The sequence below is a fragment of the Curtobacterium sp. MWU13-2055 genome, assembly GCF_023242305.1.
GTDB lineage: Bacteria > Actinomycetota > Actinomycetes > Actinomycetales > Microbacteriaceae > Curtobacterium.
In genome coordinates this window covers 384021-410385 of the sequence record NZ_JALLIO010000001.1, presented here as the reverse complement: position 1 = coordinate 410385, position 26365 = coordinate 384021, and the positions used below count along the sequence as shown (strand labels likewise).

Annotated in this window: 24 protein-coding genes; 14 read left to right on the top strand and 10 right to left on the bottom strand. The window is 69.6% G+C overall.

The annotated features are described in order from the left end of the window. Window position 1 precedes the first annotated feature (1 nt). The 8 genes from ruvC to M4960_RS01795 all read left to right on the top strand — a co-directional run bounded on the left by ruvC (window position 2) and on the right by M4960_RS01795 (window position 8385). Window positions 2-646 carry a crossover junction endodeoxyribonuclease RuvC gene (ruvC, locus tag M4960_RS01830; protein WP_111084043.1) on the top strand — a complete coding sequence of 215 codons (645 nt, stop codon included), beginning with the start codon at window positions 2-4 and terminating at the stop codon, window positions 644-646. Beyond that, window positions 643-1263: a Holliday junction branch migration protein RuvA gene (gene ruvA, locus M4960_RS01825; protein WP_111084042.1), complete on the top strand. Its 621-nt coding sequence runs from the start codon at window positions 643-645 to the stop codon at window positions 1261-1263. Before ruvC ends, ruvA begins: the two co-directional genes overlap by 4 nt. Then, on the top strand, window positions 1260-2303 hold the full coding sequence (gene ruvB / locus M4960_RS01820) for a Holliday junction branch migration DNA helicase RuvB (protein ID WP_111084041.1): 1044 nt from the start codon (window positions 1260-1262) through the stop codon (window positions 2301-2303). The genes ruvA and ruvB overlap by 4 nt, the downstream gene beginning before the upstream one ends. A 91-nt stretch (window positions 2304-2394) precedes the next feature. After that, window positions 2395-2793 carry a preprotein translocase subunit YajC gene (gene yajC / locus M4960_RS01815; RefSeq protein WP_111084040.1) on the top strand — a complete coding sequence of 133 codons (399 nt, stop codon included), beginning with the start codon at window positions 2395-2397 and terminating at the stop codon, window positions 2791-2793. Window positions 2794-2885: 92 nt separating this feature from the next. Then, the gene (gene secD, locus M4960_RS01810; RefSeq protein WP_123292812.1) at window positions 2886-4637 is read left to right on the top strand and encodes a protein translocase subunit SecD; all 1752 of its coding nucleotides are present in this window, start codon (window positions 2886-2888) and stop codon (window positions 4635-4637) included. Further along, window positions 4637-5644, top strand: a complete 1008-nt coding sequence (gene secF, locus M4960_RS01805; RefSeq protein ID WP_248703312.1) for a protein translocase subunit SecF — start codon at window positions 4637-4639, stop codon at window positions 5642-5644. Before secD ends, secF begins: the two co-directional genes overlap by 1 nt. After that, complete coding sequence (locus M4960_RS01800; RefSeq protein ID WP_131920181.1) at window positions 5644-5991, top strand: rhodanese-like domain-containing protein; 348 nt, start codon at window positions 5644-5646, stop codon at window positions 5989-5991. The genes secF and M4960_RS01800 overlap by 1 nt, the downstream gene beginning before the upstream one ends. Before the next feature lie 69 nt (window positions 5992-6060). After that, window positions 6061-8385: a bifunctional (p)ppGpp synthetase/guanosine-3',5'-bis(diphosphate) 3'-pyrophosphohydrolase gene (locus M4960_RS01795; RefSeq protein ID WP_228505676.1), complete on the top strand. Its 2325-nt coding sequence runs from the start codon at window positions 6061-6063 to the stop codon at window positions 8383-8385. Window positions 8386-8763: 378 nt separating this feature from the next. Here M4960_RS01795 and M4960_RS01790 read toward each other — a convergent pair whose 3' ends face one another. The 3 genes from M4960_RS01790 to deoC form a co-directional block, all read right to left on the bottom strand. After that, a complete protein-coding gene (locus M4960_RS01790; protein WP_248703311.1) occupies window positions 8764-9354 on the bottom strand; it encodes a type IV toxin-antitoxin system AbiEi family antitoxin in 591 nt (196 codons plus the stop codon). Window positions 9355-9486: 132 nt separating this feature from the next. After that, on the bottom strand, window positions 9487-10440 hold the full coding sequence (locus tag M4960_RS01785) for an ROK family protein (protein WP_123938024.1): 954 nt from the start codon (window positions 10438-10440) through the stop codon (window positions 9487-9489). Between the two features lie 137 nt (window positions 10441-10577). Further along, complete coding sequence (gene deoC, locus M4960_RS01780) at window positions 10578-11309, bottom strand: deoxyribose-phosphate aldolase (RefSeq protein WP_131880096.1); 732 nt, start codon at window positions 11307-11309, stop codon at window positions 10578-10580. A 43-nt stretch (window positions 11310-11352) separates the two neighbouring features. Here deoC and M4960_RS01775 point away from each other — a divergent pair, with 43 nt between their 5' ends. The 4 genes from M4960_RS01775 to M4960_RS01760 all read left to right on the top strand — a co-directional run bounded on the left by M4960_RS01775 (window position 11353) and on the right by M4960_RS01760 (window position 15551). Beyond that, window positions 11353-12885, top strand: a complete 1533-nt coding sequence (locus M4960_RS01775) for an SDR family oxidoreductase (protein WP_248703310.1) — start codon at window positions 11353-11355, stop codon at window positions 12883-12885. Further along, window positions 12882-13466, top strand: coding sequence for a GDSL-type esterase/lipase family protein (locus tag M4960_RS01770; RefSeq protein ID WP_248703309.1), 585 nt, complete (start codon window positions 12882-12884; stop codon window positions 13464-13466). Before M4960_RS01775 ends, M4960_RS01770 begins: the two co-directional genes overlap by 4 nt. Then, on the top strand, window positions 13466-13900 hold the full coding sequence (locus tag M4960_RS01765; protein WP_248703308.1) for a DUF6804 family protein: 435 nt from the start codon (window positions 13466-13468) through the stop codon (window positions 13898-13900). The genes M4960_RS01770 and M4960_RS01765 overlap by 1 nt, the downstream gene beginning before the upstream one ends. A 97-nt stretch (window positions 13901-13997) precedes the next feature. Then, on the top strand, window positions 13998-15551 hold the full coding sequence (locus M4960_RS01760; protein ID WP_131880098.1) for a stealth conserved region 3 domain-containing protein: 1554 nt from the start codon (window positions 13998-14000) through the stop codon (window positions 15549-15551). A gap of 528 nt (window positions 15552-16079) precedes the next feature. On the opposite strand, the gene M4960_RS01755 is transcribed toward M4960_RS01760, so the two are convergent. From M4960_RS01755 to M4960_RS01735, 5 genes are all read right to left on the bottom strand, one after another. Then, window positions 16080-17039 carry a phosphodiesterase gene (locus M4960_RS01755; RefSeq protein WP_123294422.1) on the bottom strand — a complete coding sequence of 320 codons (960 nt, stop codon included), beginning with the start codon at window positions 17037-17039 and terminating at the stop codon, window positions 16080-16082. 163 nt (window positions 17040-17202) lie between these two features. Beyond that, a complete protein-coding gene (locus M4960_RS01750; RefSeq protein ID WP_248703307.1) occupies window positions 17203-18891 on the bottom strand; it encodes a ubiquinol-cytochrome c reductase cytochrome b subunit in 1689 nt (562 codons plus the stop codon). Then, complete coding sequence (locus tag M4960_RS01745; protein ID WP_111084029.1) at window positions 18891-19955, bottom strand: ubiquinol-cytochrome c reductase iron-sulfur subunit; 1065 nt, start codon at window positions 19953-19955, stop codon at window positions 18891-18893. The genes M4960_RS01750 and M4960_RS01745 overlap by 1 nt, the downstream gene beginning before the upstream one ends. A gap of 33 nt (window positions 19956-19988) precedes the next feature. Next, window positions 19989-20798 (bottom strand): cytochrome c, encoded by an 810-nt coding sequence (locus M4960_RS01740; RefSeq protein ID WP_123294420.1) that lies wholly within the window; start codon window positions 20796-20798, stop codon window positions 19989-19991. Between the two features lie 21 nt (window positions 20799-20819). Continuing rightward, window positions 20820-21458 (bottom strand): heme-copper oxidase subunit III, encoded by a 639-nt coding sequence (locus tag M4960_RS01735; RefSeq protein WP_111084027.1) that lies wholly within the window; start codon window positions 21456-21458, stop codon window positions 20820-20822. A 70-nt stretch (window positions 21459-21528) separates the two neighbouring features. Here M4960_RS01735 and trpD point away from each other — a divergent pair, with 70 nt between their 5' ends. Continuing rightward, window positions 21529-22593 carry an anthranilate phosphoribosyltransferase gene (gene trpD / locus M4960_RS01730; RefSeq protein WP_248703306.1) on the top strand — a complete coding sequence of 355 codons (1065 nt, stop codon included), beginning with the start codon at window positions 21529-21531 and terminating at the stop codon, window positions 22591-22593. Window positions 22594-22689: 96 nt separating this feature from the next. Here the strand turns inward: trpD and glpK are convergent, their stop codons facing one another. Both glpK and M4960_RS01720 read right to left on the bottom strand, forming a co-directional pair. Next, window positions 22690-24201 (bottom strand): glycerol kinase GlpK, encoded by a 1512-nt coding sequence (gene glpK / locus M4960_RS01725; protein ID WP_111084025.1) that lies wholly within the window; start codon window positions 24199-24201, stop codon window positions 22690-22692. 74 nt (window positions 24202-24275) lie between these two features. After that, a complete protein-coding gene (locus M4960_RS01720; protein ID WP_123294418.1) occupies window positions 24276-25001 on the bottom strand; it encodes an MIP/aquaporin family protein in 726 nt (241 codons plus the stop codon). A gap of 318 nt (window positions 25002-25319) precedes the next feature. On the opposite strand from M4960_RS01720, the gene dhaK reads away from it, so the two are divergent. Further along, on the top strand, window positions 25320-26321 hold the full coding sequence (gene dhaK, locus M4960_RS01715) for a dihydroxyacetone kinase subunit DhaK (RefSeq protein WP_133936618.1): 1002 nt from the start codon (window positions 25320-25322) through the stop codon (window positions 26319-26321). The last annotated feature ends 44 nt before the right edge of the window (window positions 26322-26365 follow it).

The following is a 26365-nucleotide window of genomic DNA, read 5'->3' as shown; positions in this document are numbered from 1 at the left end:
CGTGCTCCGTGTGCTCGGGGTGGACCCCGGGCTCACCCGGTGCGGCGTCGGCGTCGTCGAGGTCGCACCGAACCGGCGCGCACGGCTCGTCCACGTGACGGTCGTGCGCACCCCGGCGGACATGCCGCTCGAACAGCGGCTGCTCCGCATCGCCGACGGCATCGCCGCCGAGATCGACGAGCACCACCCGGACGCGGTCGCCGTCGAGCGTGTGTTCGCGCAGGCGAACGTCCGCACCGTGATGGGCACCGCCCAGGCGGCCGGGCTCGCGCTGCACGCCGCGGCGGCCCGCGGGCTGCCCGTCGGCCTGCACACGCCGTCCGAGGTCAAGGCGGCCGTCACCGGCTACGGCAACGCCGACAAGCGCCAGGTGCAGACCATGATCGCGCGCGTGCTCGGTCTCGCCGAGGCCCCGAAGCCGGCCGACGCCGCCGATGCGCTCGCGCTGGCCGTGTGCCATGCCTGGAGGCTCGGATCACCGGACGTCGCCGGCGAACGTGCCACGAACCTCACCCCGGCACAACGCGCGTGGCGCGACGCACAGGGCGGCACCGTCGACTCCCCGCTCGCCCGTGCGGCCGCTGCCGCGGCCCGACCGCGTGGCTCGTCGGCCGCGTCGGTGGGCGGCCGTAGGCTCGGGGCATGATCGCGAGTCTCCGGGGTACCTGCATCGACATCGCCGGTTCCGGCGTGGTGATCGAGGCCGGGGGAGTCGGGTACGCCGTCACCGTGACCCCGGCCCACGCGCTGACGATGCGCCACGGGTCCGAGGTGTTCGTGCGCACCGCGATGATCGTGCGCGAAGACGAGCACCTGCTCTTCGGCTTCGAGTCGACCGACGCCCTCCAGGTGTTCGACCTGCTGCGCAGCGTCACGGGTGTCGGGCCGAAGTCCGCGATGGGCGTCCTGGCCCACATGGACCCGTCGCAGGTCGCGAACGCCGTGGCGAAGGACGACGACGGCGCCTTCCGCAAGGTCTCCGGCATCGGCCCGAAGACCGCGAAGCTCATCATCCTCGCGCTCACCGGCAAGCTCGCCGCGTTCGAGCAGGCCGCCGTCGTCACCGCCGGTCGTGGCACCGCTGCCCACCCGGCCGCGACCGACGTCGTCTCCGCACTGATCGGCCTCGGCTGGCGCGAGGACGCAGCACAGACCGCCGTCGACGAGACCGTCGCGAACGAGCCAGGGGCCGCGGCCATGGGCACGCAGGCGCTGCTCCGCGCCGCGCTCGGTGCGCTCCGGCCCGCCGGTGCCGGTCGATGAGCGGCATCACGTCAGCCGGAGCCGAGTCGCAGGAAGAACTCGCGTTCGAAGGTGCACTCCGGCCGCGGTCGCTCGACGAGTTCGTCGGCCAGCGGAAGGTGCGCGGGCAGCTCGACCTGCTGCTCAAAGCCGCGGGCATGCAGGACCGCACCCCGGACCACATCCTGATGGCGGGTCCTCCCGGCCTCGGCAAGACCACGCTGGCGATGATCGTCGCGCACGAGACCGGGCGTCCGTTGCGGATGTCGAGCGGTCCGGCGATCCAGCACGCGGGCGACCTGGCTGCCGTCCTGTCGTCGCTCGTGCCGGGCGAGGTCCTGTTCATCGACGAGATCCACCGGATGGCGCGCTCGGCGGAAGAGATGCTCTACCTGGCGATGGAGGACTTCCGGATCGACGTCATGGTGGGCAAGGGCGCCGGCGCGACGAGCATCCCACTCGACCTCGCGCCGTTCACCCTGGTCGGTGCCACCACCCGCGCCGGCCTGCTGCCGAACCCGCTCCGCGACCGCTTCGGCTTCACGGCGCACCTCGAGTTCTACGAGAAGGACGAACTCGAACAGGTCCTGATCCGCGCCGCGCACCTGCTCGAGCTCGACATCGACCGATCGGCGCTGCGGGAGATCGCCGGGCGTTCCCGGGGCACCCCGCGCATCGCGAACCGGCTGCTCCGCCGGGTCCGCGACTACGCCCTCGTGCACCGCACCACCGACGGCATGGCGGCCGTCCAGGGTGCACTCGACCTGTACGACGTCGACGAGCTCGGGCTCGACCGCCTCGACCGCGCCGTGGTCGAGATCATGCTGACCCGCTTCGACGGCGGACCGGTGGGGCTGAACACCCTCGCGGTCTCGGTCGGAGAAGAGTCCGAGACCATCGAGTCGGTCGTCGAACCCTTCCTCGTCCGGGTCGGTCTGGTCACGCGCACCCCGCGCGGCCGCATCGCGACCCCGGTCGCGTGGCGGCACCTGGGCCTCACCCCAGGGCAGGGCGTCGGGCCGCTCCCGGGCCTGTTCGACGACACCGACACCACCGACTAGCGGCCGATCGGTCGGGTGACATGCCACGCACAGTGGCGTGCCCTAGACTGCTACGGCCCGAAACCGAGCAACCAGAGAAGGCAACTGCATCATGGGTCAAGAAGTCATCCTCATCGTCATCGTCGTGGCGTTCGCGGCCTTCATGTTCTACAACAGCCGCAAGCGCAAGAAGCAGCAGGGCGAGCTCGCCACCAAGATGGTGCCGGGTGCTCGCGTGATGCTGTCCTTCGGCCTGTACGGCACGCTCCTCTCCGTCGACGACGAGAAGGTCACCGCCGACGTCGAGATCGCCCCCGGCACCGTCGTCACCGTGCACCGCCAGACCCTGTCGCGCGTCGTCGACGACAGCGCCTCCGACATCGAGACCACCGCGACGCCGGAGGACGAGGCCAAGCCCGTCGCCGAACTCAACGGGGAGCCGGTCTACGGCGAGCGGGTCGACAACGACCGCCTCGACGAGACCGACTCGAAGCGCAAGTCCGACGACTGACGCCCTCGGCCGCCGGGTCGTCTGACCCGGCGGCTTCCCTCTGCCGTCGTGCCTGAGCGCCGACGGTCCTGAACAGAAAGACGAGACGACCGGTGGCACGATCGACACCCGTCAAGAAGGCGCTGCGCTCGCTCACCTGGTTGGTGATCCTGATGGCGATCCTCGCCGGCCTGAACACCGCCGCGACGATCCTCGCCGGCAGCTCGAAGGACGACACGGACAAGTGGTACCAGGGCGCGAGCTGGGTACCGGAGCTCGCACTCGACCTGCAGGGCGGCACGCAGCTGACCCTCGCGGCGCAGAACACCGAGGGCGACTCGGTCACCTCGCAGCAGCTGCAGCAGGCGGTGGAGATCATCCGCCAGCGCATCAACGCCACCGGCGTCTCCGAGACCGAGATCAACACGCAGGGTGCGAACAACATCGTCGTGTCGATCCCCGGTCGGCCCGACAAGGCCACGATCGACCGCATCGAGGCAGCGGCGAAGCTGACGTTCCGCCCCGTGCTCTTCACCGAGGCCGCGACGAACTCCGCCGTCGGTGACGACGGGAAGTCCACCGCCTCGCCGACGCCGTACTCGCCGCCCGCATCGCTCGCGGCGACGCCGAGCGCGAAGCCGACGAACGCCAGCGACGTCAACTGGATCACCCCGGCGCTGCAGGACCTGTACACCAACTACAACTGCGCGGCTCCGGACGACGTCACCTCGGCTCCGGACGACGAGCCCCTCGTCACGTGTGACGCCGACGGTGCGTCGAAGTACATCCTCGGCCCGGTCGAGGTCTCCGGTGCGAACATCAGCAACGCCACCTCGGGTCTGGCCACCGACTCGCAGGGCACGTCGACGGGCCAGTGGGCCGTCAACCTGACCTTCGACGGCCAGGGCACGAAGGACTTCCGCACCGTCACGAACCGCCTCGTCTCGCTGCAGGCACCGCAGAACCAGTTCGCGATCGTGCTGGACGGCTCGGTCATCACGGCCCCGTCCACGAACTCCGCCATCACCAACGGCAAGGCGCAGATCACCGGCTCGTTCACGGCCGAGTCGTCGAAGACGCTCGCCGACCAGCTCAAGTACGGTGCACTGCCGATCAACTTCCAGGTGCAGTCGAACGAGAACATCTCGGCGACGCTCGGCACGGCGCAGCTCATCGGCGGTCTCGTCGCGGGCCTGATCGGCCTCGGCCTGGTGATCATCTACTCCGTCATCCAGTACCGGGCGCTCGCGTTCGTCACGGTGCTCTCGCTCGGAGTGGCCGCCGTCCTGACCTACCTGGTCATCGCGATCATGTCCTGGCGCGTCGACTACCGCCTGTCCTTGGCGGGTGTGGCGGGTCTGATCGTCGCGATCGGCATCACGGCGGACTCGTTCATCGTCTACTTCGAACGCATCCGTGACGAACTCCGCGACGGTCGTGCACTCGAGAGTGCGGTCGAGTCCGGCTGGAAGCGTGCACTCCGCACGATCCTCGCGTCCGACGCGGTGAACTTCCTCGCCGCCGTCACCCTGTACGTGCTCGCGGTCGCCGACGTGAAGGGCTTCGCGTTCACGCTGCTCCTCACGACGCTGATCGACATCGTGGTGGTCGCGCTCTTCACCCACCCGATGATGCAGCTCATCTCCCGCACCCGGTTCTTCGGCGAGGGGCACAAGTTCAGCGGGCTCGACCCAGCGGCGCTCGGTGCGGTCTACAAGGGGCGTGCGCAGTTCCGCGCCCCCGTGGTGGACGGCAAGCGCCAGCGCAGTGCCGGTGAGGCGCAGCGCCGACAGACGATCGCGGAGCGGAAGGCCCAGCAGGCCTCCGGCGACAACGGCTCGACGCCGGACGGGAAGGACGACTGATGGCCAGCTTCAGCCAGTTCGGCAGCGACCTCTACACGGGGAAGCGGTCGTACGACATCATCGGACGACGCAAGACCTGGTACCTCATCGCGCTCATCATGATCGTGATCTCGCTCGCCACCCCGTGGCTGCGCGGCGGGTACCAGCTCGGCATCGAGTTCACCGGTGGTTCCGAGTTCACCCTGTCGGACGTCAAGAACACCGACCAGAGCATCGCGACGGACACCGTCGAGCGGGTCGTCTCGGACGAGATCCCGCGCGTCTCCCAGCTCGGAACGCACGGCATCCGCGTGCAGACCGGCCAGCTCACCGACCGTCAGACGACCGAGGTGCAGGACGCCCTGGCCGAGGCGTACAACGTGCCGGAGAGCCAGGTCGCGGCGACGTTCATCGGTGCCACGTGGGGCGCCGACGTGCTCGCCCAGGCGATCCGCGGTCTGGTGATCTTCCTCGCCCTGGCCGCCGTGTTCATGACGCTGTACTTCCGCACCTGGAAGATGTCGCTCTCCGCGATGGCCGCGCTGGTCCACGACCTGTTGATCACGGCCGGTGTCTACGGCATCGTCGGGCTCGAGGTCACGCCCGCGGCGGTGATCGGGTTCCTGACGATCCTCGGGTACTCGCTCTACGACACCGTGGTGGTCTTCGACAAGGTGCGTGAGAACACCGCGCAGGAGTCGATCCGCACGTTCAAGCAGTCGGTGAACCTCGCGGTGAACCAGACGCTCGTCCGCTCGATCAACACCTCGGTCGTGGCGCTGCTGCCGGTCGCGGCGATCCTGTTCATCGGGTCGTACGTGCTCGGTGCCGGCACGCTCCGCGACATCTCGCTCGCACTGTTCATCGGCATCATCGTCGGTACCTACTCGACGATCTTCATCGCCTCGCCGATGTACGCCCAGCTGCGCGAGAACGAGCCGAAGATCAAGCAGGCCGACGCCAAGAAGATCCAGGCGGCCGAGAAGCGCCAGCGCGAGGTCGACGCCGACGCGAAGGCGACCGCCTGATGCCGATCGAGATCACCGAGGTCGACGTCGCCGAGGCGCGTCGTCGGCTGGAGTCGGGGTCGCGGCTGTTCGACGTCCGTGAGCAGGGGGAGTGGGACGAGGTCCACGCTCCCGAGGCCACGCTCGTCCCGATGTCCGAGCTGGTGAACCGCTGGCAGGAGATCGACGGCGGCGACGAACCGGCGATCATCGTCTGCCACTCGGGTGCTCGTTCGGCCCGGGTGGTCGCGGCACTCGAACAATCCGGTGTCTCCGCGGTCAACCTGACCGGCGGCATGGTCGCCTGGGAGCAGTCCGGCGCACCGGTGGTCCGCGACGCCCAGGGCGAACCGGTTCACGAGCACTGACCGGACACGCGTAGTGTTGGCGGATCGAGCTCGGATCGAGCTCTCGGACCGAGTCCTGGGAGGCGCATCATGACGGACACCCGCGAAGAGCCGTCCGCGCCGAGCCGCCCCGGCTCCGCCCAGCGGCCGACCAGCCCCCTCGGACCGAACACGACGGGCAACCTCGGTTCCCTCCGGTCGCTGCTGCCGCGCCTGTTCTCCCGCGCCCAGCCGGCCGGTGCCGTGGACACCCTGATCCGCACGGTGCGCTCGCACCACCCCAAGGCCGACGTCACGCTCATCGAGCGCGCGTACTCCGTCGCCGAGCGCGCGCACGACGGTCAGAAGCGCAAGTCCGGCGAGCCGTACATCACGCACCCCGTCGCGGTCGCCCAGATCCTGGCCGACCTGGGCATCGGGCCGATCACGATCGCCGCCGCGCTGCTCCACGACACGGTCGAGGACACCGACTACCAGCTCGACCAGCTGCAGGTCGACTTCGGCGACGAGATCGCCATGCTCGTCGACGGCGTCACGAAGCTCGACAAGGTCAAGTACGGCGACAGCGCCCAGGCCGAGACGGTCCGCAAGATGGTCATCGCGATGTCGAAGGACATCCGCGTGCTGGTCATCAAGCTCGCCGACCGGCTGCACAACGCCCGCACCTGGGGCTTCGTCGAGTCCACCTCCGCCACCCGCAAGGCGAAGGAGACGCTCGAGATCTACGCGCCCCTCGCGCACCGGCTCGGCATCCAGATGATCAAGCTCGAGCTCGAGGACCTGTCCTTCGCGGTCCTGCACCCGAAGCTCTACGTCGAGATCGACAGCCTGGTCAAGGAACGGCAGCCGAAGCGCGAGCAGTTCGTCCAGAACGTCATCGGCACGCTCAAGAAGGACCTGAAGGCCGCGAAGGTCCGCGGCGAGGTCATGGGGCGGCCGAAGCAGTACTACTCGATCTACCAGAAGATGATCGTGCGGGGTCGCGAGTTCGACGAGATCTACGACCTCGTCGGCATCCGGGTGCTCGTGCCCACGGTGCGCGACTGCTACGCCATGCTCGGTTCGGTGCACGCGCGGTGGACACCGCTGCCCGGCCGGTTCAAGGACTACATCGCGACGCCGAAGTTCAACCTGTACCAGTCGCTGCACACCAGCGTGCTCGGGCCGCAGGGGCGCCCGGTCGAGATCCAGATCCGCACGCACGAGATGCACCAGCGCGCCGAGTTCGGTGTCGCCGCGCACTGGAAGTACAAGCAGCGTGCCGCCGGCCGAGACGTCGGGACCTCGTCGACCACCGACGACCAGGACATGGCGTGGCTCGCGCACATCACCGACTGGCAGGCCGAGACGAGCGACCCGGGGGAGTTCCTCGACTCGCTCCGCTACGAGATCGGCGCGAAGGAGACCTACGTCTTCACGCCGCAGGGCAAGGTCATCGGCTTGCCCGCCGGCGCCACCCCGGTGGACTTCGCGTACGCCGTGCACACCGAGGTCGGGCACCGCACCATGGGCGCCAAGGTCAACGGTCGCCTCGTCCCGCTCGAGAGCTCGCTGTCGAGTGGCGACGTCGTCGAGATCTTCACGTCGAAGAACCCCGACTCCGGTCCGTCGCAGGACTGGCTGAAGTTCGTCAAGAGCCCCCGGGCGCGGAACAAGATCAAGCAGTGGTTCACCAAGGAGCGCCGCGAAGAGGCGATCGAGCAGGGCCGCGACGCCATCGCCCGCGCCGTGCGCAAGCAGAACCTGCCGCTCCAGCGGATCATGAGCCAGGACACCATCGCCGAGGTCGCCTCGTCGATGCGCTACGACGACGTCTCGGCCCTGTACGCCGCGGTCGGCGAGGGGCACGTCTCGACGCAGTCCGTCATCGAGAAGGTCCTGGGCAGCGTCCAGAGCGACACCGAGACCGACGAGCCGGAGCTCACGTTCCCGCGCCAGGTCACGAGCCGTCAGCTGCGCACGAGCGACAGCGGCGTGCTGGTGCGCGGTGCGCCGGACATCCTGGTGAAGCTCGCGAAGTGCTGCACGCCGGTGCCGGGCGACCAGATCGTCGGGTTCATCACCCGCGGGCAGGGCGTCTCGGTGCACCAGTCGTCGTGCACGAACGTCAAGTCCCTGATGAACGAGCCCGACCGGATGATCGAGGTCGAGTGGGCCCCGTCGTCGAAGTCGGTGTTCCTCGTCCAGATCCAGATCGAGGCGCTCGATCGGTCGGGGCTGCTCAGCGACGTCACCCGGGTGCTCACCGACCACCACGTCAACATCCTGTCGGCGACGGTCTCGACCTCGTCCGACCGGTTGGCGCTCAGTCGGTTCGTGTTCGAGATGGGTGACACCATCCACCTCGACCGGGTGCTGAACGCGGTCCGACGCATCGACGCCGTCTACGACGTCTACCGCGTCAGCGCCGGCTGAGCACGGCTCGAGCGCGCGTCGCCGCGGCAGTGCCCCGCGCGGCACGACCATCCGTCGGTCGCGACACGTCGCGCGGGCCCCGTCGACCGGTCACAAACCGTCGGCTGCGGCCCCGCCGACCGACAGTTCGCGACCACTCGGCGGACGCGAGCGGGGTGTAGTGACCGCTCGCACGCTCCGGACGGGAGGCCCGTGGCGCCCCCGCCCCGCGCCTCCCGCCCGACGTCCGGCCGACGCCCGACCATCCGCCGGTCGCGACACGTCGCGCGGGCCCCGTCGACCGGTCACAAACCGTCGGCTGCGGCCCCGCCGACCGACAGTTCGCGACCACTCGGCGGACGCGAGCGGGGTGTTGTGACCGCTCGCACCCGCGACGCACTACCGGACAACGCCCCCAGCGCCTCCAGCGCCCCCAGCGGCGTCCTGCAGCCCCCGCAACCGCCGCTCGGCCTGCCGCACCATCGGGATCGTCCCGAGGGCGCTCAGCCGCACCTGCAGTTCGGCCGCGGTGACCGCCCCGATCGCCAGCAGCCCGTGCACGGCCGTCGCCTCGGCCTCCCCGAACGCGCCGGCCGAGAGGTCCGGCATCCGGAGCAGGTCGACCGCGGTCCGCGCCGGCATCGTGACCCGCAGCCCTCCGAGGACGGCGCTGTCGTCAGCCTGGATCCGGACCTCCCGCAGGCGCACGTCCGGCCCGACGTGCACGCGGACCTGCGGCGGGATGCAGGCCTCGAGCGGTGCCGGCAGTCTGGACGCCGCACCCCAGATCCACGCGGCCGTCAGGGTGCAGGCGATCAGCCGCCCATCCCGCAGGACCCAGGCGGCAGCGGCGGCACGCAACGACGGCGTCTGGGGCTCGGCAGGGGAGGCCCAGCACGGTCCGACTGGGACGAGTTCGCCGGCGAGGACCGCCGCACGCAGCTCGGGCTCCGGCCAGTCGTCACTGGTCAGCAGTCGCGGGCGGGGCACCCGCACATCCTGCCCGACCTGCGCACGCGACCGACATGCCTGTGGACAAGCCGCGGACCGGCCTGGAGGCCCGTGGCGGGCCCGCACCGAGCCTCCAGGTCGGCGTCGGCGCGGTCCGCTCAGCGCAGGACGTCAGCGCAGGACGTCGGCGCGGTGCACGAGTGCCGCCGCGCCGATGAGCGGGCCGTCCTGCGACAGCGCCGTCGGCACGATGCGCACCTTCGTCACGAACCCGAACTCGACGCGCTCCGCCACCGCTTCGCGTGCGTACTCGAACAGGTCCGGCGTGACGTGGGAGAACCCGCCGCCGATCGCCACGACCTCGAGGTCGACGAGGCTCGTCGCCGCCGCGATCGCCTGCCCGAGCGCCCGGCCGCTGCGCTTGACCGCGGCGACCGCGATCTCGTCGCCGGCCGCGTACGCCGCCGACAGTTCTTCGCCGGTGGACCCGTCGAACCCCTGGCGCTGCGCCCAGGCAACGGTCTTCGGGCCGCTGGCGATCGCCTCGAGGCAGCCGGTGCCGCCGCACGCGCACGGATCGTCGTAACCGCCGCACTCCACGTGCCCGATGTGCCCGGCGTTGCCCGTCGGGCCGCTGACGGTCCGGCCGTGCAGGATGAGGCCACCGCCGACGCCCGTCGACACGATCATGCCCATGACGTGGTCGTACCCCTGGGCCGCACCGACCCAGTGCTCGGCCAGCGTGATCGCCAGGCCGTCCATGCGCAGCGTGACCGGCACGCCCTCGGGCACGAGCGCGGCGATGCGGTCGCGCAGCGGGTGGCCGCGCCACACCGGCATGTTGAGCGGAGAGACGAGGCCGTGCTCCTCGTCGACGGGGCCGGCCGAGCCGACCCCGACGCCGACCAGGGTCGCGTCGGTCGGGACCGTGGCGAGCGCGCTCGTCACGACCTCGTCGACGGCGGCCTGCAGCTCGTCGGACGTGCGCTGCGGCCCGGTGGGGCTGCGGAAGCGCGTGCCCGGCAGGACGACGCCCTGGTCGGTGACGAGCGCGGCCTCGACCTTGGTGCCGCCGAGGTCGACGGCGAGTGCGAGGGCGGGGGGCTGGGGTGCGGTGCTGGACATGCGCGCTCCGATGCGGCGGTCTGGAGGCCCGGGGCGGCTCCCGGACGCGGCGTCGCGTCCGGTGGGCCCCGGCCTGGCAGGTGGTGGGTCGGTCGGGTCAGGTCGTCGTGCGGTGGATCAGGTCGTGTCGCGGTGGGTCAGTAGGAGCTGGTGTCGTCGCCCTGCGACGACGCGGCACCGGTCTCGACGCGGTGCGCGACCTCGTCGAGGATGCGCGCGGACGCACTCGTGCCGATGCGGTTCGCCCCGGCGTCCACCATCTCGAGCAGGGTGTCGAGCCCGCGGACCCCGCCCGAGGCCTTCACGCCCGTGTCGGCACCGACCGTTCGGCGCATCAGCGCGATGTGCTCGGTCGTCGCCCCGCCGCCGGCGAACCCGGTGGAGGTCTTCACGAACGCGGCACCGGCGGACTGCGCGGCACGCGAGGCTGCGACGATCTCGTCGTCGGTCAGGAACGCGGTCTCGAGGATCACCTTGACGACGGTGGACCCGGCTGCGTCGACGACGGCGCGGACGTCCTGCTCGACGCGCTCCCAGTCGCCGGACTTCGCGGCGCCGATGTTCTGCACCATGTCGAGCTCGAAGGCGCCGTCGGCGAGGGCCTGCAGCGACTCGGCGACCTTGGCCGCGGTGGAGGTGGTGCCGTGCGGGAAGCCGATGACCGTCCCGACGCCGACGCCGGTGCCCCGGAGACGCTCGACGGCGTAGGCGACGTCGCTGGGCCGGACGCACACGCTGAAGACCCGGTACGCGGCGGCTTCGTCGAGCTGGGCGTCGACGTCCGAGCGGGTGAGCTCGGGCTTCAGGATCGCGTGGTCGATGAGGCCGCGGACGGCATCGGCGGTGACGGGGAAGGCTGCGTTGTCCACCCGGCAAGCCTACCCGTCAGGCGTGCCGCGTAGCGTTCCGGGCATGCAGGTCCTCGTCACCGGCGCCACCGGGTACATCGGCGGTCGTCTCGTCCCCCGTCTCCTCGAAGCCGGACACTCCGTGCGCGTGTTCGTGCGCAACCCCCGGAAGCTCCAGGACGTCCCGTGGAGCAGCGACGTCGACGTCGCCGAAGGAGACCTGCAGGACGCCGACGCGGTCCGCGCCGCGGTCGACGGCGTCGAGGCCGTGTACTACCTCGCCCACGCGATGGGTGCCGACGGCGACTTCGAGTCCGCGGAACGGCAGGCGGCCGAGACGATGGCGCACGAGGCGAAGCGTGCCGGTGTCAGCCGGTTCGTCTACCTGGGCGGCCTGCACCCCGACGGCGACCTGTCGAAGCACCTGCGCAGTCGGAAGGAGGTGGGGGAGATCCTGCTCCACTCCGGCGTGCCGACGATCGCCTACCAGGCCGGCGTCGTCATCGGTTCCGGCAGCACCTCGTTCGAGATGATCCGGCACGTGACCGACGTCCTGCCGTGGATGCCCGCACCGCGGTGGGTGCGCAACCGCATCCAGCCGATCGCCGTGCGCGACGTCCTGTACTACCTGGTCGCGGCGCTCGACGTCCCCGCCGACGTCAACCGCACCTTCGACATCGGCGGGCCGGACGTCCTGCGCTACGGGCAGATGCTCAACGGCTACGCGGTCGAGGCGAAGCTGCGGCAGCGGCCGATCACGGTCCTGCCGGTGCTCACCCCGCGCCTCGCCGCACACTGGTTCAACGTCGTCACCCCGATCCCGCGCAAGCTCGCGACGCCGATCATCGAGTCGCTGCAGTTCGAGTGCGTCCAGCGCGAGCACGACATCGACGACGTCGTCCCGCAGCCCGAGGGCGGGCTCACCTCGTACCGCCGCGCGGTCCGACTGGCCCTGAACAAGATGCGCTCCGGCGAGGTGCAGACGAGCTGGCGGAGCGCCACCCTGTCGAGCGCCTCGGCCGACCCGATGCCGACCGACCCGGACTGGGCCGGCCACACCGTCTACGTCGACGACCGGAAGCGGCACTCGACCGCCTCGGCGGAGGACGTCTGGCGCGTCGTCGAGTCGATCGGCGGCGAGAACGGCTGGTACTCGTTCCCGCTGGCCTGGGTCGCACGGGGCTGGATGGACAAGGTCGCCGGTGGTGTCGGGCTCAGCCGTGGTCGTCGCGACCAGGACCGACTCGAGCAGGGCGACGCCCTCGACTGGTGGCGCGTCGAACGCCTCGAGCGCGGTCACTACCTGCGGCTCCGCGCCGAGTTCAAGTCACCCGGGCGCGCCTGGCTCGAGATGACCGTGACCCCGAACCCCGAGGGCGGCAGCGACTACCACCAGCGGGCGATCTACTTCCCGCAGGGCCTGCCCGGCCGGCTGTACTGGTACGGGATCCTGCCCTTCCACGGGATCATCTTCCCCGGCATGGTCGAGCGCATCACCGCGGCCGCCGAGCGCGAGTCGGACAACACCGAGTCGACGCAGCGCAACCGGACCCAGCACAATGGGAGTCCGGAACCGGCGAACGAGGAGGCAGCATGACCGAGGAACGCAGTCCCGTCCTGTTCCTGGGGGACAGCATCACGGCCCAGGGGTCGTGGGACAGCTGGCTCCCCGACGAGCAGACCCTGAACCAGGGCATCAGCGGTGACACGACGGACGGCGTGCTCGCACGGCTCGACGCGGTCATCGCCGAGCAGCCCGAGGTGATCGTGCTGTTGATCGGCACGAACGACTTCGGCAACCACCGGGCGAGCGCCGAACACGTCGTCCGCAACGTCGAGACGATCCTCGTCACCCTGCGGCGCGAGCTGCCCGGTGTCCGCCTGCTGCTCGTCTCCGTCCTGCCCCGCCAGGCCGAGTACACGGCGAAGATCGAGGAGGCGAACCGGCACCTGCGGCAGTTCGTCGCGACCTGCCACGCGCAGTACCTCGACGCCTGGCCCGCGCTGGCCGGCGGCGACCACCTGGACGACCGCTTCACCGACGACGGCCTGCACCTCACCGACGAGGGCTACCGGGCCTACCTCGGCGAGCTGGTCCCCGCGCTCGAGCGTGTGCGGGGTCTCCCGCCGATGTCCCGGTCCTTCACGGCCATCGACCTCGACGAGGCCCCCGCCTGATGGCTGCCCGCAAGGGACGACCCCCGGTGGGGTCGTCGCAGAACGGCGTGCCCGCCGCACCGGTCCGACCGACCGCGGGGACGACGAACACCCGTGCCACCCCGGGGTTCACCCGGCCGGCACTCGCGCCGTCGCTCATCGCCGCGATCGTCCTGCTCGCCTGCGTGGCGATCATCGACTCGTCCGGCTTCGTCTTCGCCCGCTGGGGTGTCACGGTGCTGTCCCTCATCGTGCTCGTCTTCGCGGTGCGCGGGAAGACGTGGTGGGCCGCCGCGCTGATGGCCGCCGTCGCCGTCTGCTGGAACCCCCTGGTCACGGTGCCGATCCCCGGCCAGGTGTGGGCCGCGTTGCAGATCCTGGCTGCCGCCCTGTTCATCGTGGTGGGCATCGCCGTCAAGGTGCCGCGCGAGGCGGACGCACCCCGGGCCTCCTGACCGGCTCCGCTGACCGCCTGCGGAACCGACCGGGCGGGCGGACGGTAGGATCGCAGGGTCGGGTACAGGACCCGGCAGCACGACCCGAAGGGCATGGATGAACGACGAGACCGAGCCGGTGACCGAGAGTCCTCTGCTGACCCCTCGACCGTCCTCCGGCGGTCTCGACCGGCCCGACGTCGTCGTCCGCAAGGGGCGCCTGACGCTGCTCAACGGTCACCTGACGCCGCAGCAGTCGATGATCGAGGACCTTCTGTTCCTGGACGACGCGCTGACCGAAGCCGACGTCGACCACCTGCTCATCCGCGGCAACGACGAGCGTCCGGTCATCGCGATCGACGAGCGCGACCGGCAGCGTGCGGAGAGCGCCGTCATGGCCGCCGCCGTCAACGAACCGTTCTACGCGAAGCCGCCGGGCGAACCGGCCGTGCTCGTGCAGGACGACGGTCTCGGGCCGGTCGACGAGCCGGTGCTGCGCGTGTTCCGCCCGCGCCTGGAGCCCCTCGGTCGTCTGCGCTACGGCGCCGAGACGAGCGTGCAGCTCGAGTTCTGGCGACTCACCGACACCGAGGTGCTCGCGCCCGTCGAGAACGCTCTGATGCGCCGCAGCCTGCCCGTCGACGAGTTCGTGCTCGTCGACATCGAGCGCTACGGCCGCACCTGGCGCACCGTCGAGCACATGTTCGACGACCACGTCTCCGACATCCGGTTCCCGATCGACATCGTCTTCTCGTGGGTCGACGGCAACGCCATCGAGTACCAGCGCGCGCGCCAGGCAGCGCAGGCGACGGCCGTCCTGGGCGAGGGCGACGACGCCCCCGCACGGTTCCGCCAGATCGACGAGCTCAAGTACGCACTCCGCTCGGTGCACACGTTCGCACCGTGGATCCGCCAGATCTACATCGCCACCGATTCGCCCGCTCCGCACTGGCTCGCCGACCACCCCAAGGTCCGAATCGTGCGCAGCGAGGAGTTCTTCGCCGACCCGTCCGTGCTGCCGACGCACAACTCCCAGGCCGTCGAGTCGCAGCTGCACCACATCCCGGGCATCAGCGAGCACTTCATCTACTCGAACGACGACATGTTCTTCGGCCGCACCGTCGACCCCTCGGTGTTCTTCAGCCCGGGGTCGGTGTCGAAGTTCATCCTCGCCACCACCCGCATCGGCCTCGGCGTGAATAACGCCGCGCGCAGCGGGTTCGAGAACTCCGCGCGGGTCAACCGTCGCCTGTTGCAGCAGCGGTTCGGCGCGGTCACCACCCGGCACCTCGAGCACGCGCCCACCCCGCTCCGGTCGTCGATCATGACGGAGATGGAGCACGAGTTCGCCGACGAGTTCCGTGCCACGGCGGCGTCGCGCTTCCGTGCGGCCGAGAACATCTCGGTGACAAACTCGCTGTACCACTACTACTCGTTGCTCACGGGTCGAGCGATCACGCAGGAGAACGCCGACGTCCGCTACATCGACACCACGATGCAGTCCGGGCTGCGGTCGCTCGACGAGTTGCTCAAGAAGCGGAACGCGGACTTCTTCTGCCTGAACGACGGCAGTTTCCCGGAGGTCAGCGACGAGGAGCGGACGCAGCGCGTGACCGACTTCCTCGAGCGCTACTTCCCCTTCCCCGCGCCGTGGGAGCGCGACAGCGTCTAGAACGCGCCAGCGTTCTGCTGTCGCGCTCCGGGCGAGCCTGCGAGCCCGGCGCCGGAGCCCAGCCACGCGCTCCGGGCGAGCCTGCGAGCCCGGCGCCGAAACCCAGCCACGGCTCCGGGCCCGACCGCCCCGCCCCGTCACCGACCGCCGACCGGTCGCGGCCTGTCGGCGCACGCGCCGGCAGACGACGCAAGCTGACCGCTCGACACACGTCTCGCGGTGGGTCGTGACCACCTGCCGGACAGGAGTGCCGGGACGGACTCGCCACGCGCCTCCCGACCGCCCCGCCCCGTCGCCGACCGCCGAGCGGTCGCGGCCTGTCGGCACGCGCGCCGTCCAGACGACGCAAGCTGACCGCTCGACACACGACTCGCGGTGGGTCGTGACCACCGACCGGACGGGAGGCCCGTAGCGGCCCCGCCACGCGCCTCCCGTCCGCCCCGCGCGCACGCTCACCGCACATGGTGAGCACAAATGGTCGGGTCCGCACCGCGGACCCGACCATTGCTGCTCACGAAGTGCGGCGACCTACCGGTGGACGGGGGAGACCGGCACCGAGTCGAGCGTGAAGACCGGGATGCTCGAGGTCACCGGAGCCGGCTCGACCGCGGGCGGGATCGTGACCCCGTGCGCTGCGAGTCGGGCCTCGGTCTCGACGGCCGACACCGGTTCGCCGACCGTGGAGTAGTGCCCGATCGGGACGACCGAGTGCACGACGTTGTGGCCGTAGACGTGCACCAGGTTGAACGACTGCGCGCCGTCCCGCCCACGCGTGCCGCCCTGGAACTCGGTGAGGTCCTGCGTGTAGCAGGTGGCACTGGCGACCGACACGGGGATGCCCGCGAAGACCGCGCTGGTCGAGTAGTGCAGGTGTCCGGCGATGATGGACAGGACGTCACTGCCCTCCACGACCTCGGCCAGGGCCTGCTGGTCGCGGAGTTCGACGAGGACGGTCAGGTCCTGCACGCTCGGCACGGGCGGGTGGTGCATCGCCAGGATGGTGCCGTGCGGCGCAGCCTCGGACAGGACCTCGGCCAGCCAGTCGAGCTGCTCGGGGGAGACCTCGCCGTGGTGGTGGCCCGGGACGCTCGTGTCGAGGGTGATCACCCGCAGACCGTTGACGTCGTAGACGAAGTCGACCGGACGGTCGGTGGGGTGTAACCCGAAGAGCTCCTGACGGAACGCGCCGCGCTCGTCGTGGTTGCCCATCGCCCAGATGACCTGGGCACCGATCCGGCGGGCAGCCGGCTCGACGATCTCGCGGACACGGGCGTAGGCACCCGGTTCGCCCTTGTCAGCCACGTCGCCGGTGACGACGATCGCTTCGGGCCGGGTGCCTGATGCTTCGATGTCCGCGACGATCTCGGTGAGCCGGGCGGCGGAGTCGACCCCGCCGTACAGATCGCCGTCGCCGGAGACGAGGTGGGTGTCGCTGAGGTGGAGGAGGAAGTGGTTCGGCCTGGGGTGTTCGGCCGTCCGGCTGTCCATCGGGGTCTCATTCCGTTGGCGGATGCGTGGTGCAACACGTTGCCACACCGTCCTGGATGAGTCCAGCACGTGTCAGTGAACCAGCCGTGAACTGGGGGCGGCGTTTCGCCCATCGCACGAAGAAACCCCCGCCACGTGGTGGCGGGGGTTCCTGTCGTCGTGCTTAGTGCTTTTCCTCGACCTGCTGGGCCTGGTGGCTGCCCTCGAGGTCCGGGCCGTGGTGGGCGGCGTGCGCTGCCTCGAGCTCGGCCTTCGAGACCGGCTCGATGCGGTCTTCGAAGAAGAAGCGGGAGACGCTCGCACGGGCCTTCTGGACCACGGTGATCTGCCCCTTGGCGTTCGGGCGGATCATGAGCGGCTTGTACTCGTTGAACTGCAGCAGCTTCCAGCGCTCGTACTCGTCGAGCTGCTCGTGCACCTCGATGTACTCGCCGTGGGGGAGTCGGACGATGCGACCGGACTCGTAGCCGTGCAGGACGATCTCGCGGTCCTTCTTCTGGAGTGCGAGGCACACGCGCTTCGTGATCCAGAAGGCGACGAACGGGCCGAGGACCGTCGTTGCCTGGATCACGTGGATCACGTGTTCGATCGACACCAGGAAGTGGGTCGCGATGATGTCCGACGACGCCGCAGCCCAGAGGCTGGCGTAGAGCGTGATGCCGGCGGCACCGATCGCCGTGCGGGTCGGGGCGTTGCGCGGACGGTCCAGGATGTGGTGCTCGCGCTTGTCGCCGGTGATCCACGACTCGAGGAACGGGTACAGCAGGATCGCGAGGATGAGCAGCACCAGGACCGCGATGGGCGCCAGGATGTTGAACGACACCGTGTAGCCGAACCACACGACCTCCCAGTGCGGCGGCACCAGACGCAGTGCGCCGTCGGCGAAGCCGATGTACCAGTCGGGCTGGGTACCGGCGGAGACCGGCGAGGGGTCGTACGGGCCGTAGTTCCAGATCGGGTTGATCGTGAACATCGACGCGATGAGGGCGATGATGCCCGCGACGATGAAGAAGAACCCGCCGGCCTTGGCGGCGAACGCCGGGAGGATCGGGACACCGACGACGTTGTCGTTGGTCTTGCCCGGGCCAGCGAACTGGGTGTGCTTGTTGATCACGACGAGCACGAGGTGGACACCGAGCACCGCGACGAGGATCGCCGGCAGCAGCAGGATGTGCAGCGTGTAGAGGCGGCCCACGATGTCGGTGCCCGGGAACTCGCCACCGAAGAGCAGGTAGGCGATCCAGACACCGATCACCGGAACGCCCTCGATCATGCCGACGATGATCCGCAGACCGTTTCCGGAGAGCAGGTCGTCGGGGAGCGAGTAGCCGGTGAAGCCCTCACCCATGGCGAGGACCCAGAGCAGGAAGCCGAAGACCCAGTTGAGCTCACGCGGCTTGCGGAAGGCACCGGTGAAGAACACGCGGGCCATGTGCAGCATGATCGACGCCACGAACAGCAGGGCCGCCCAGTGGTGGACCTGGCGGACGAAGAGCCCACCGCGGATGTCGAACGAGATGTCCAGCGTGGACTGGAGCGCCGTCGACATCTCGACGCCCTTGAGCGGGACGTACGTGCCGTTGTAGACGACCTCGGCCATCGAGGCCTGGAAGAAGAACGTCAGGAACGTACCGGAGAGCAGGACGACGACGAAGCTGTACAGCGCCACCTCGCCGAGCATGAAGCTCCAGTGGTCCGGGAAGATCTTCCGGCCGACTTCCTTGACGAGCCCCGAGATGCTGGTGCGCTCGTCGATGTAGTTGGCGACCCCGCCGATTATGCGGGATCCGCGCTCCGGAGCCGGCTTGTTGGCCGTGCTGCTCGGTGCCGTGGTGGTGGGGGTGCTGGTCATCAGCGTTCACGCTCCCAGAAGGACGGTCCGACCGGCTCGTGGAAGTCGCTCTGGGCAACCAGGTAGCCGTCGTCGTCGATCGCGATCGGAAGTTGGGGGAGGGGGCGTGCGGCCGGACCGAAGATGACCTCGCAGTTGTTCGAGACATCGAAGGTGGACTGGTGGCACGGGCACAGCAGGTGGTGCGTCTGCTGCTCGTAGAGCGCGACCGGGCATCCGACGTGGGTGCAGATCTTGGAGTACGCGACGATGCCGTCGTAGCCCCAGTTCTCGTGGCCCTTGGACGGGTTGAGGTCCTTCGGGTCGAGACGCATGAGGAGGACGGAGGCCTTGGCCTTCTCCTCGAGCATGTGCTCGGAGTCGAGCATGCCGTCCGGGATGACGTGGAACACCGAACCGATGGTCACGTCCGAGGCCTTGATCGGCAGACCCGTCGGGTCCTTCGTCAGGCGCAGGCCCTGCTTCCAGAAGGTGTGGCGCAGGAGCTCGTTCGGGTCCTCGGCCGGAGCGAGGTCGCGGACCAGGACGATGCCCGGCAGCGGGAACGCGGCCAGCGCACCGATCATCGAGTTGCGGATCAGCTTGCGACGGCTGAAGCCGGACTCCTTGTCGGCCAGCTGGAAGGCCTCGACGGCCTTGGCGCGCGTCGCGTCCGTGCCGCGGGTGCCGTGGCGGAGCTCGGTGATCTCGCGGTCGACGACGAGCGACTTCGACCAGTAGACCGCGCCGAGGCCCAGCGCGATGAGCGCGAGGGCGATCGAGAGGCCGAGGAAGAGGTTCGCGGTGCGGACCGTCCCGAAGTCGTTCGAGTCGATCGGGAACGCGACGTAGGCCGCGATCGAGAGGACGCTGCCGACGATCGAGAGGTAGAAGAAGGTCGCGACCTGACGCTCGGCCAGGCGCTGCTTCTTCGGGTCGACGTCGGTGCGGCGCGCGCGGTGCGGCGGCTCACCCGGGTTCTCGAACGGGTCGGTGGGCAGCACCGCGATCCCGGGGGAGGTGGTCGTGCCGTGCTTCTCGACAGCCGAGGACGAGTTCAGCGTCTCGTCGTCGTGCTCTGCCATGGTGTTCCCTTCAGTGTCGTTCGACACGGACGATCAGTTGGACTTCGCGGTCAGCCAGACGGTCATCGCGACGACCGCGCCGAGTCCGAAGATCCAGATGAACAGACCCTCGGCCACCGGGCCCAGGGAGCCGAGTGCGAACCCGCCGGGCGACTTGTTGTCCTGCACGTACTTGAGGTACGTGATGATGTCGGCCTTCTGCTCCGGCGTGAGGTTCAGGTCGTTGAAGACCGGCATGTTCTGCGGGCCGGTCTGCATCGCCTCGTAGATGTGCTTGCCGGAGACCGTCGACAGGTTCGGTGCGTACTTGCCCTCGGTCAGGGCACCGCCGGCGCCGGCCACGTTGTGACACATGGCGCAGTTGATGCGGAAGAGCTCGGCACCCTCGGCCGCGTCGCCGTCCTCACCGTTGGTGAGCTCGGTGGACGGGACGGCCGGGCCGGGGCCCAGCGAGGCGACGTACTCGGCGAGGGCGTCGACCTGCTCGTCCGTGAACTGCGCGGGCTTCTCTTCGGCCTGCGGACCCTGGGCGGCCATCGGCATGCGGCCGGTGCCGACCTGGAAGTCGACCGAGGCGGCGCCGACACCGATGAGGGACGGACCCTCGCTCGTGCCCTGGGCGGAGAGGCCGTGGCAGGTCGCGCAGTTCGAGGCGAAGAGCTTCTGGCCCTCGTTCACCTTCGACTGGCTGGTCGCCGCGACGGTGCTCGTGCTGTCGTCGGCGTTGGCCGTGGAGCTGAAGAGCGCGTACGCACCGCCGGTGGTCATGAGGCCGACGACGATGAGCGAGACGGTCGCCATCGGTGAACGGCGGCCCTTCTTGGTCTTGGTTCTGTTGAACATGTGCTCGGGGGTGTCCAGTTCCTACTTGAGAAGGTAGATGACGGCGAAGAGGAAGATCCACACGACGTCGACGAAGTGCCAGTAGTACGACACGACGATGGCGGTGGTCGCTTCCTTGTGACCGAAGTTCTTCGCGGCGAAGCCGCGGCCGAGCGTCAGCAGGAAGGCGATGAGGCCACCCGTGACGTGGAGGCCGTGGAACCCGGTCGTCATGTAGAAGGCCGAGCCGTAGGCGCTGGAGGAGAGCGTGACGCCCTCGTGCCAGAGGTTGGCGTACTCGAAGATCTGGCCGCAGACGAAGATCGCGCCCATCGCGTAGGTGACGAAGAACCACTCCGTCATGCCCCAGTGGCGCGGGTTCCAGCTCGTGCGGTGCACCTGGAAGCGCTCTGCAGCGAACACGGCGAACTGGCACGCGAAGCTGGACAGCACCAGGATGATCGTGTTCACCGAGGCGAAGGGCACCTCGAGCTTGGAGGTTTCGGCCGCCCACAGCTCGGGGGACGTGCTGCGCAGCGTGAAGTAGATCGCGAACAGGCCGGCGAAGAACATGACCTCGCTGCCCAGCCACACGATCGTCCCCACGGCAACGGCGTTCGGCCTGTTCAGGGCCGGACCGCTGGCGGATCTGGAGAGAGGGGTGCTAGTCACGTCCTCCATTATGGCCGAAACCCCAGACAGTGTTTTCGCAGGAGACTGGCGGGTCTCTCGAATTCACTACGATCGAGCCATGCCTGACGCACTCTCTTGGCCTGCAGTGATCAGCGCGCTCATGGCGCGCGAGGACCTGACGATCAGGCAATCCACATGGGCCATGGAGGAGATCGTGCACGGGCGCGCCACCCAGGCACAGATCGCCGCGTTCGCCGTGACGCTCCGCGCGAAGGGCGAGACCGTCGACGAGGTGGTCGGGTTCCGCGACGCGATCCTCGACGCCGCCGTTCCGCTGGACGTCGACCCGATGGCGTTGGACATCGTCGGCACGGGTGGGGACGTCGTCGGCACCGTGAACGTCTCGACGATGGCGGCGATCGTCATCGCCGCCGCCGGGGTGCCCGTCGTGAAGCACGGCAACAAGGCGAGCTCGTCGAAGTCCGGTTCGAGCGACGTGCTCGCCGCACTCGGGCTCGATCTCACGATGGACGCCGCGCGTGTCGCGGACACCTTCCGGCGTGTCGGACTGACCTTCGCGTTCGCGAACGCGTTCCACCCGGGCTTCGCGCACGCCGGGCCGGTCCGCCGCGAGATCGGCGTGCCCACGGTGTTCAACTTCCTCGGGCCGCTCGTCAACCCCGCACGGTGCGAAGCGAACGCCGTCGGCGTCGCGCAGCTCGACCTCGTGCCGATCATCACGGGCGTGTTCCAGACCCGCGGCGCGACCGCCCTGGTGTTCCGCGGGGACGACGGCCTCGACGAGCTCACCACCACCGGCCACAGCCACATCTGGGAGGTCACCGGCGGGCGCATCATCGAGCACGACCTCGACCCGCGCGACCTCGGCATCGCACGTGCACGCACCGAGGACTTCCTCGGTGGCGACCCCGAGCACAACGCGGCCGTCGTGCACCGCGTGCTGTCGGGGGAGACGGGCCCGGTACGCGACATCGTGTTGCTCAACGCCGCAGCGGGACTGGTCTCCTTCCGTCTGGCGCAGGACCCGGCCGAGTCCGACCGACCGATCCTGCAGCGCTTCCGCGAGCAGCTCGCGGTCGCGGCCGAGGCGATCGACTCCGGCGCCGGTACCCGCAAGCTGGCGGACTGGATCGCGGTCCCGACCGCGACCGACGCGGAGTAGACGCAACCGACGGGAGGCCCGGTGCCGGTTCCTGGAACCGGCACCGGGCCTCCCGTCGGTGCGTTCAGTGCACGCGGTCAGCGTGCGCGTGCGTCGCTACTGGACGTCCTCGTCGACCCAGTCGAAGGTCTTCGTGACGGCCTTCTTCCAGAGACGGAGCGTGCGCTCGCGCTCCGCAGCGTCGAGCTGCGGCTCCCAACGCTTGTCCTCCTGCCAGTTGGCACGGAGCTCGTCGAGGTTGGCCCAGAAGCCCACCGCGAGACCGGCCGCGTAGGCCGCGCCGAGCGCCGTCGTCTCGGCGACGACCGGACGCACCACCGGCACGTTGAGGATGTCGGCCTGGAACTGCATGAGCTCGTTGTTGGCGGTCATGCCGCCGTCGACCTTGAGCTCGGTCAGGTCCACGCCCGAGTCGGCGTTCACCGCGTCGAGGACCTCGCGGGTCTGCAGCGCCGTCGCCTCGAGGGCCGCACGTGCGATGTGCCCCTTGTTGACGTAGCGGGTCAGGCCGACGATGGCTCCGCGAGCATCCGGACGCCAGTACGGCGCGAAGAGCCCGGAGAACGCCGGCACGAAGTACACGCCGCCGTTGTCCTCGACGGTCTTGGCCAGTGCCTCGACCTCCGGCGCACTGCCGATGAGACCGAGGTTGTCACGGAGCCACTGGATGAGCGAACCCGTGACGGCGATCGAGCCCTCGAGTGCGTAGTGCGTCTCCTGGTCGCCGAGCTTGTAGCCGACGGTGGTGAGCAGGCCGTTCTCGGAGCGGACGATCTCGGTACCGGTGTTGAAGATGAGGAAGTTGCCGGTGCCGTAGGTGTTCTTCGACTCGCCCTGGTCGAACGCCGCCTGGCCGAAGGTCGCGGCCTGCTGGTCGCCGAGGATGCCCGCGATCGGGACCTCGCGGAGCAGGTTGGACGACTCGACGTGGCCGTAGACCTCGGAGGAGCTGACGATCTCGGGGAGCATCGACTTCGGCACACCGAAATCGGCGAGGATGTCGTCGCGCCACTGGAGCGTCTCGAGGTCCATGAACAGCGTGCGGGACGCGTTCGTGACGTCGGTCTTGTGGACGCCGCCGTCGACGCCACCGGTCAGGTTCCAGAGGACCCAGGTGTCGGTGGTGCCGAAGAGCAGGTCCCCGGCCTCGGCCTTCTCACGCGCACCCTCGACGTTCTCGAGGATCCACATGATCTTGGTGCCGGCGAAGTACGTCGCGAGCGGGAGGCCGACGATGGCCTTGTAGCGGTCGGTGTCACCGTCGGCGAGCTTGTCGACGATCGACTGCGTGCGGGTGTCCTGCCAGACGATCGCGTTGTAGATCGGCTTGCCGGTGGTCTTGTCCCAGACGACGGCGGTCTCGCGCTGGTTGGTGATGCCCACGGCGGCGACGTCGTGACGCGTGATGTCGGCACGCGACAGTGCCTGACCGATCACCTCGCGGGTGTTGTCCCAGATCTCGGCGGGGTCGTGCTCGACCCACCCGGCGCGCGGGAAGATCTGCTCGTGCTCCTTCTGCCCGGTCGAGATGATCGAGCCGGAGTGATCGAAGACGATCGCTCGGGTGGAGGTCGTGCCCTGGTCGATGGCGACGATGTAGTCGGCCATTGGTGCTCCTTACGGGTGTTCGGTGCGGTGGGCGGCCCGCGATCGCGGGCCGCCCACCCCGGGGTTGGGTTGGTTCAGCTGACGACGGGCAGCAGCGCGAGCGACAGCACGGCGGCGAGTGCACCGCCGACGAGCGGTCCGACGACCGGCACCCAGGCGTACGACCAGTCGCTCGAGCCCTTGCCCTTGATGGGCAGGAAGGCGTGGGCGATGCGCGGGCCGAGGTCACGGGCCGGGTTGATGGCGTAGCCGGTCGGGCCACCGAGGCTGACACCGATCGCGATCACGAGGAAGGCGACGGGGACGGCGCCGAGTTCGGCAGGTGCCTTGCCGTTCGTCATCGCGAGGATGACGAAGACGAGCACGAAGGTGCCGATGATCTCGGTCACGACGTTCCAGCCGTACGACCGGATCGCGGGGCCGGTGGAGAAGACGCCGAGCTTCGCAGCGGCGTCGGGCTCCTCGTCGAAGTGCTGCTTGTAGGCGAGCCAGACGATGACGGCACCGATGACCGCGCCGATCATCTGCGCGAGCCAGTAGATGAGCATCGTGCCGACACTGATGTTGCCGAGGATGGCCTGGGCGAGGCTGACGGCCGGGTTGAGCTGGCCGCCCGACTTGTAGGACACGAGGACGCCGGCGAAGACCGCGAAGCCCCAACCGATCGTGACCATGAGGAAGCCGGCCCCGAAGCCCTTCGACTTCGTGAGGGAGACGGCGGCGACGACACCGCCACCCAGGATGATGAGCATCGCTGTACCGACGAGCTCGGACAGGAACTTGACGCCGATGTCGTCCATCGGTGACCTCCAGTGCGTGAGGTGGGGGTCCGGTGGTGCTGCGCCGCACTCCCCGTTGAGTGATTGAGGCCGAGCCTAGTGACGAGGCGAACGACGCGGCGATGAATTCCTGAGGGAAGTCCGGGATCGTGCACGAACGTGCAACCGGCGTGCGCTGCGGGGGATCGCGAGCCGGTGACGCGTCCCCGTCGCACTGCACGAACGTGCAGACCGGACGAACGAGCGCCCGGGCGTCGGATGTAGATTGGGCGCACTCCGGTCGACGACGGCGGTGTGCAGTTCGCCTCGGCTCGGCCCCGTACCCGTGGAGGCACGCGCATGAAGAAGCTCATCAACGACCCGCAGGCCGTGGTCGACGAGACCGTCCGGGGATTCGCCCGGGCACACGCCGGACACGTCGTCCTGGTCGAGGACCCGATCCACCTGCACCGCTCCGACGCACCCGTCGCCGGCAAGGTCGGCATCGTCAGTGGCGGCGGCAGCGGACACGAGCCGCTGCACGCGGGCTTCGTCGGGTACGGCATGCTCGACGCCGCCGTCCCGGGCCCGGTGTTCACGAGTCCGACCCCCGACCCGATCGTCGCGGCCACCAAGGCCGTCGACGGCGGCGCGGGCGTCCTGCACATCGTGAAGAACTACACCGGCGACGTCCTGAACTTCGAGACCGCCGCCGAGCTCGCCGAGATGGACGACATCCGCGTCGAGGCCGTCGTGGTCGACGACGACGTCGCCGTGCAGGACTCGCTCTACACCGCCGGTCGCCGCGGCGTGGCCGGCACCGTGGTCGTCGAGAAGTGCGCCGGTGCCGCGGCCGAGCGCGGTGACGACCTCGACGCCGTCGCCGCGATCGCCCGCCACGTCAACGACGTCACGCGGTCGATGGGCCTGGCCCTGGCGTCCGGCACCGTGCCGCACGCGGGGGAGCCGTCCTTCACGCTCGCCGACGACGAGGTCGAACTCGGCATCGGCATCCATGGCGAGCCCGGGCGCGAGCGCATCCCGATGGCACCGGCCGACCAGCTCGTCGACCGTGTGCTCGAACCGATCCTGACCGACCTCGACGCCCCGGCCGGCTCGAAGCTGCTCCTGCTCGTCAACGGCATGGGCGGCACGCCGCTGTCCGAGCTGTACATCGCCTACCGCCGCGCCGCCGAGGTGCTGACGGACCGCGGGTACGACGTCACGCGTAGTTTGGTCGGCGACTACGTCACGTCCCTCGAGATGCAGGGGTTCTCGATCACCGTCACGGTGCTCGACGAGGAACTCACGGCACTCTGGGACGCACCGGTGGAGACCCCAGCACTGCGCTGGGGTCGCTGAGCAGCCGACATCGACCGCTCGACCACCGACCACGACACCGAGCC

Coding starts and splice junctions, on each gene's coding strand:
- M4960_RS01785 (WP_123938024.1), bottom strand. CDS start 10,440: ATGTCCAGCACCGCACCCCAGCCCCCCGCCCTCGCACTCGCCGTCGAC.
- dhaK (WP_133936618.1), top strand. CDS start 25,320: ATGAAGAAGCTCATCAACGACCCGCAGGCCGTGGTCGACGAGACCGTC.
- M4960_RS01735 (WP_111084027.1), bottom strand. CDS start 21,458: ATGGAGGACGTGACTAGCACCCCTCTCTCCAGATCCGCCAGCGGTCCG.
- M4960_RS01760 (WP_131880098.1), top strand. CDS start 13,998: ATGAACGACGAGACCGAGCCGGTGACCGAGAGTCCTCTGCTGACCCCT.
- M4960_RS01770 (WP_248703309.1), top strand. CDS start 12,882: ATGACCGAGGAACGCAGTCCCGTCCTGTTCCTGGGGGACAGCATCACG.
- M4960_RS01745 (WP_111084029.1), bottom strand. CDS start 19,955: ATGGCAGAGCACGACGACGAGACGCTGAACTCGTCCTCGGCTGTCGAG.
- M4960_RS01800 (WP_131920181.1), top strand. CDS start 5,644: ATGCCGATCGAGATCACCGAGGTCGACGTCGCCGAGGCGCGTCGTCGG.
- glpK (WP_111084025.1), bottom strand. CDS start 24,201: ATGGCCGACTACATCGTCGCCATCGACCAGGGCACGACCTCCACCCGA.
- ruvB (WP_111084041.1), top strand. CDS start 1,260: ATGAGCGGCATCACGTCAGCCGGAGCCGAGTCGCAGGAAGAACTCGCG.
- M4960_RS01750 (WP_248703307.1), bottom strand. CDS start 18,891: ATGACCAGCACCCCCACCACCACGGCACCGAGCAGCACGGCCAACAAG.
- ruvA (WP_111084042.1), top strand. CDS start 643: ATGATCGCGAGTCTCCGGGGTACCTGCATCGACATCGCCGGTTCCGGC.
- M4960_RS01775 (WP_248703310.1), top strand. CDS start 11,353: ATGCAGGTCCTCGTCACCGGCGCCACCGGGTACATCGGCGGTCGTCTC.
- M4960_RS01755 (WP_123294422.1), bottom strand. CDS start 17,039: ATGGACAGCCGGACGGCCGAACACCCCAGGCCGAACCACTTCCTCCTC.
- yajC (WP_111084040.1), top strand. CDS start 2,395: ATGGGTCAAGAAGTCATCCTCATCGTCATCGTCGTGGCGTTCGCGGCC.
- M4960_RS01740 (WP_123294420.1), bottom strand. CDS start 20,798: ATGTTCAACAGAACCAAGACCAAGAAGGGCCGCCGTTCACCGATGGCG.
- M4960_RS01765 (WP_248703308.1), top strand. CDS start 13,466: ATGGCTGCCCGCAAGGGACGACCCCCGGTGGGGTCGTCGCAGAACGGC.
- M4960_RS01795 (WP_228505676.1), top strand. CDS start 6,061: ATGACGGACACCCGCGAAGAGCCGTCCGCGCCGAGCCGCCCCGGCTCC.
- trpD (WP_248703306.1), top strand. CDS start 21,529: ATGCCTGACGCACTCTCTTGGCCTGCAGTGATCAGCGCGCTCATGGCG.
- secF (WP_248703312.1), top strand. CDS start 4,637: ATGGCCAGCTTCAGCCAGTTCGGCAGCGACCTCTACACGGGGAAGCGG.
- M4960_RS01720 (WP_123294418.1), bottom strand. CDS start 25,001: ATGGACGACATCGGCGTCAAGTTCCTGTCCGAGCTCGTCGGTACAGCG.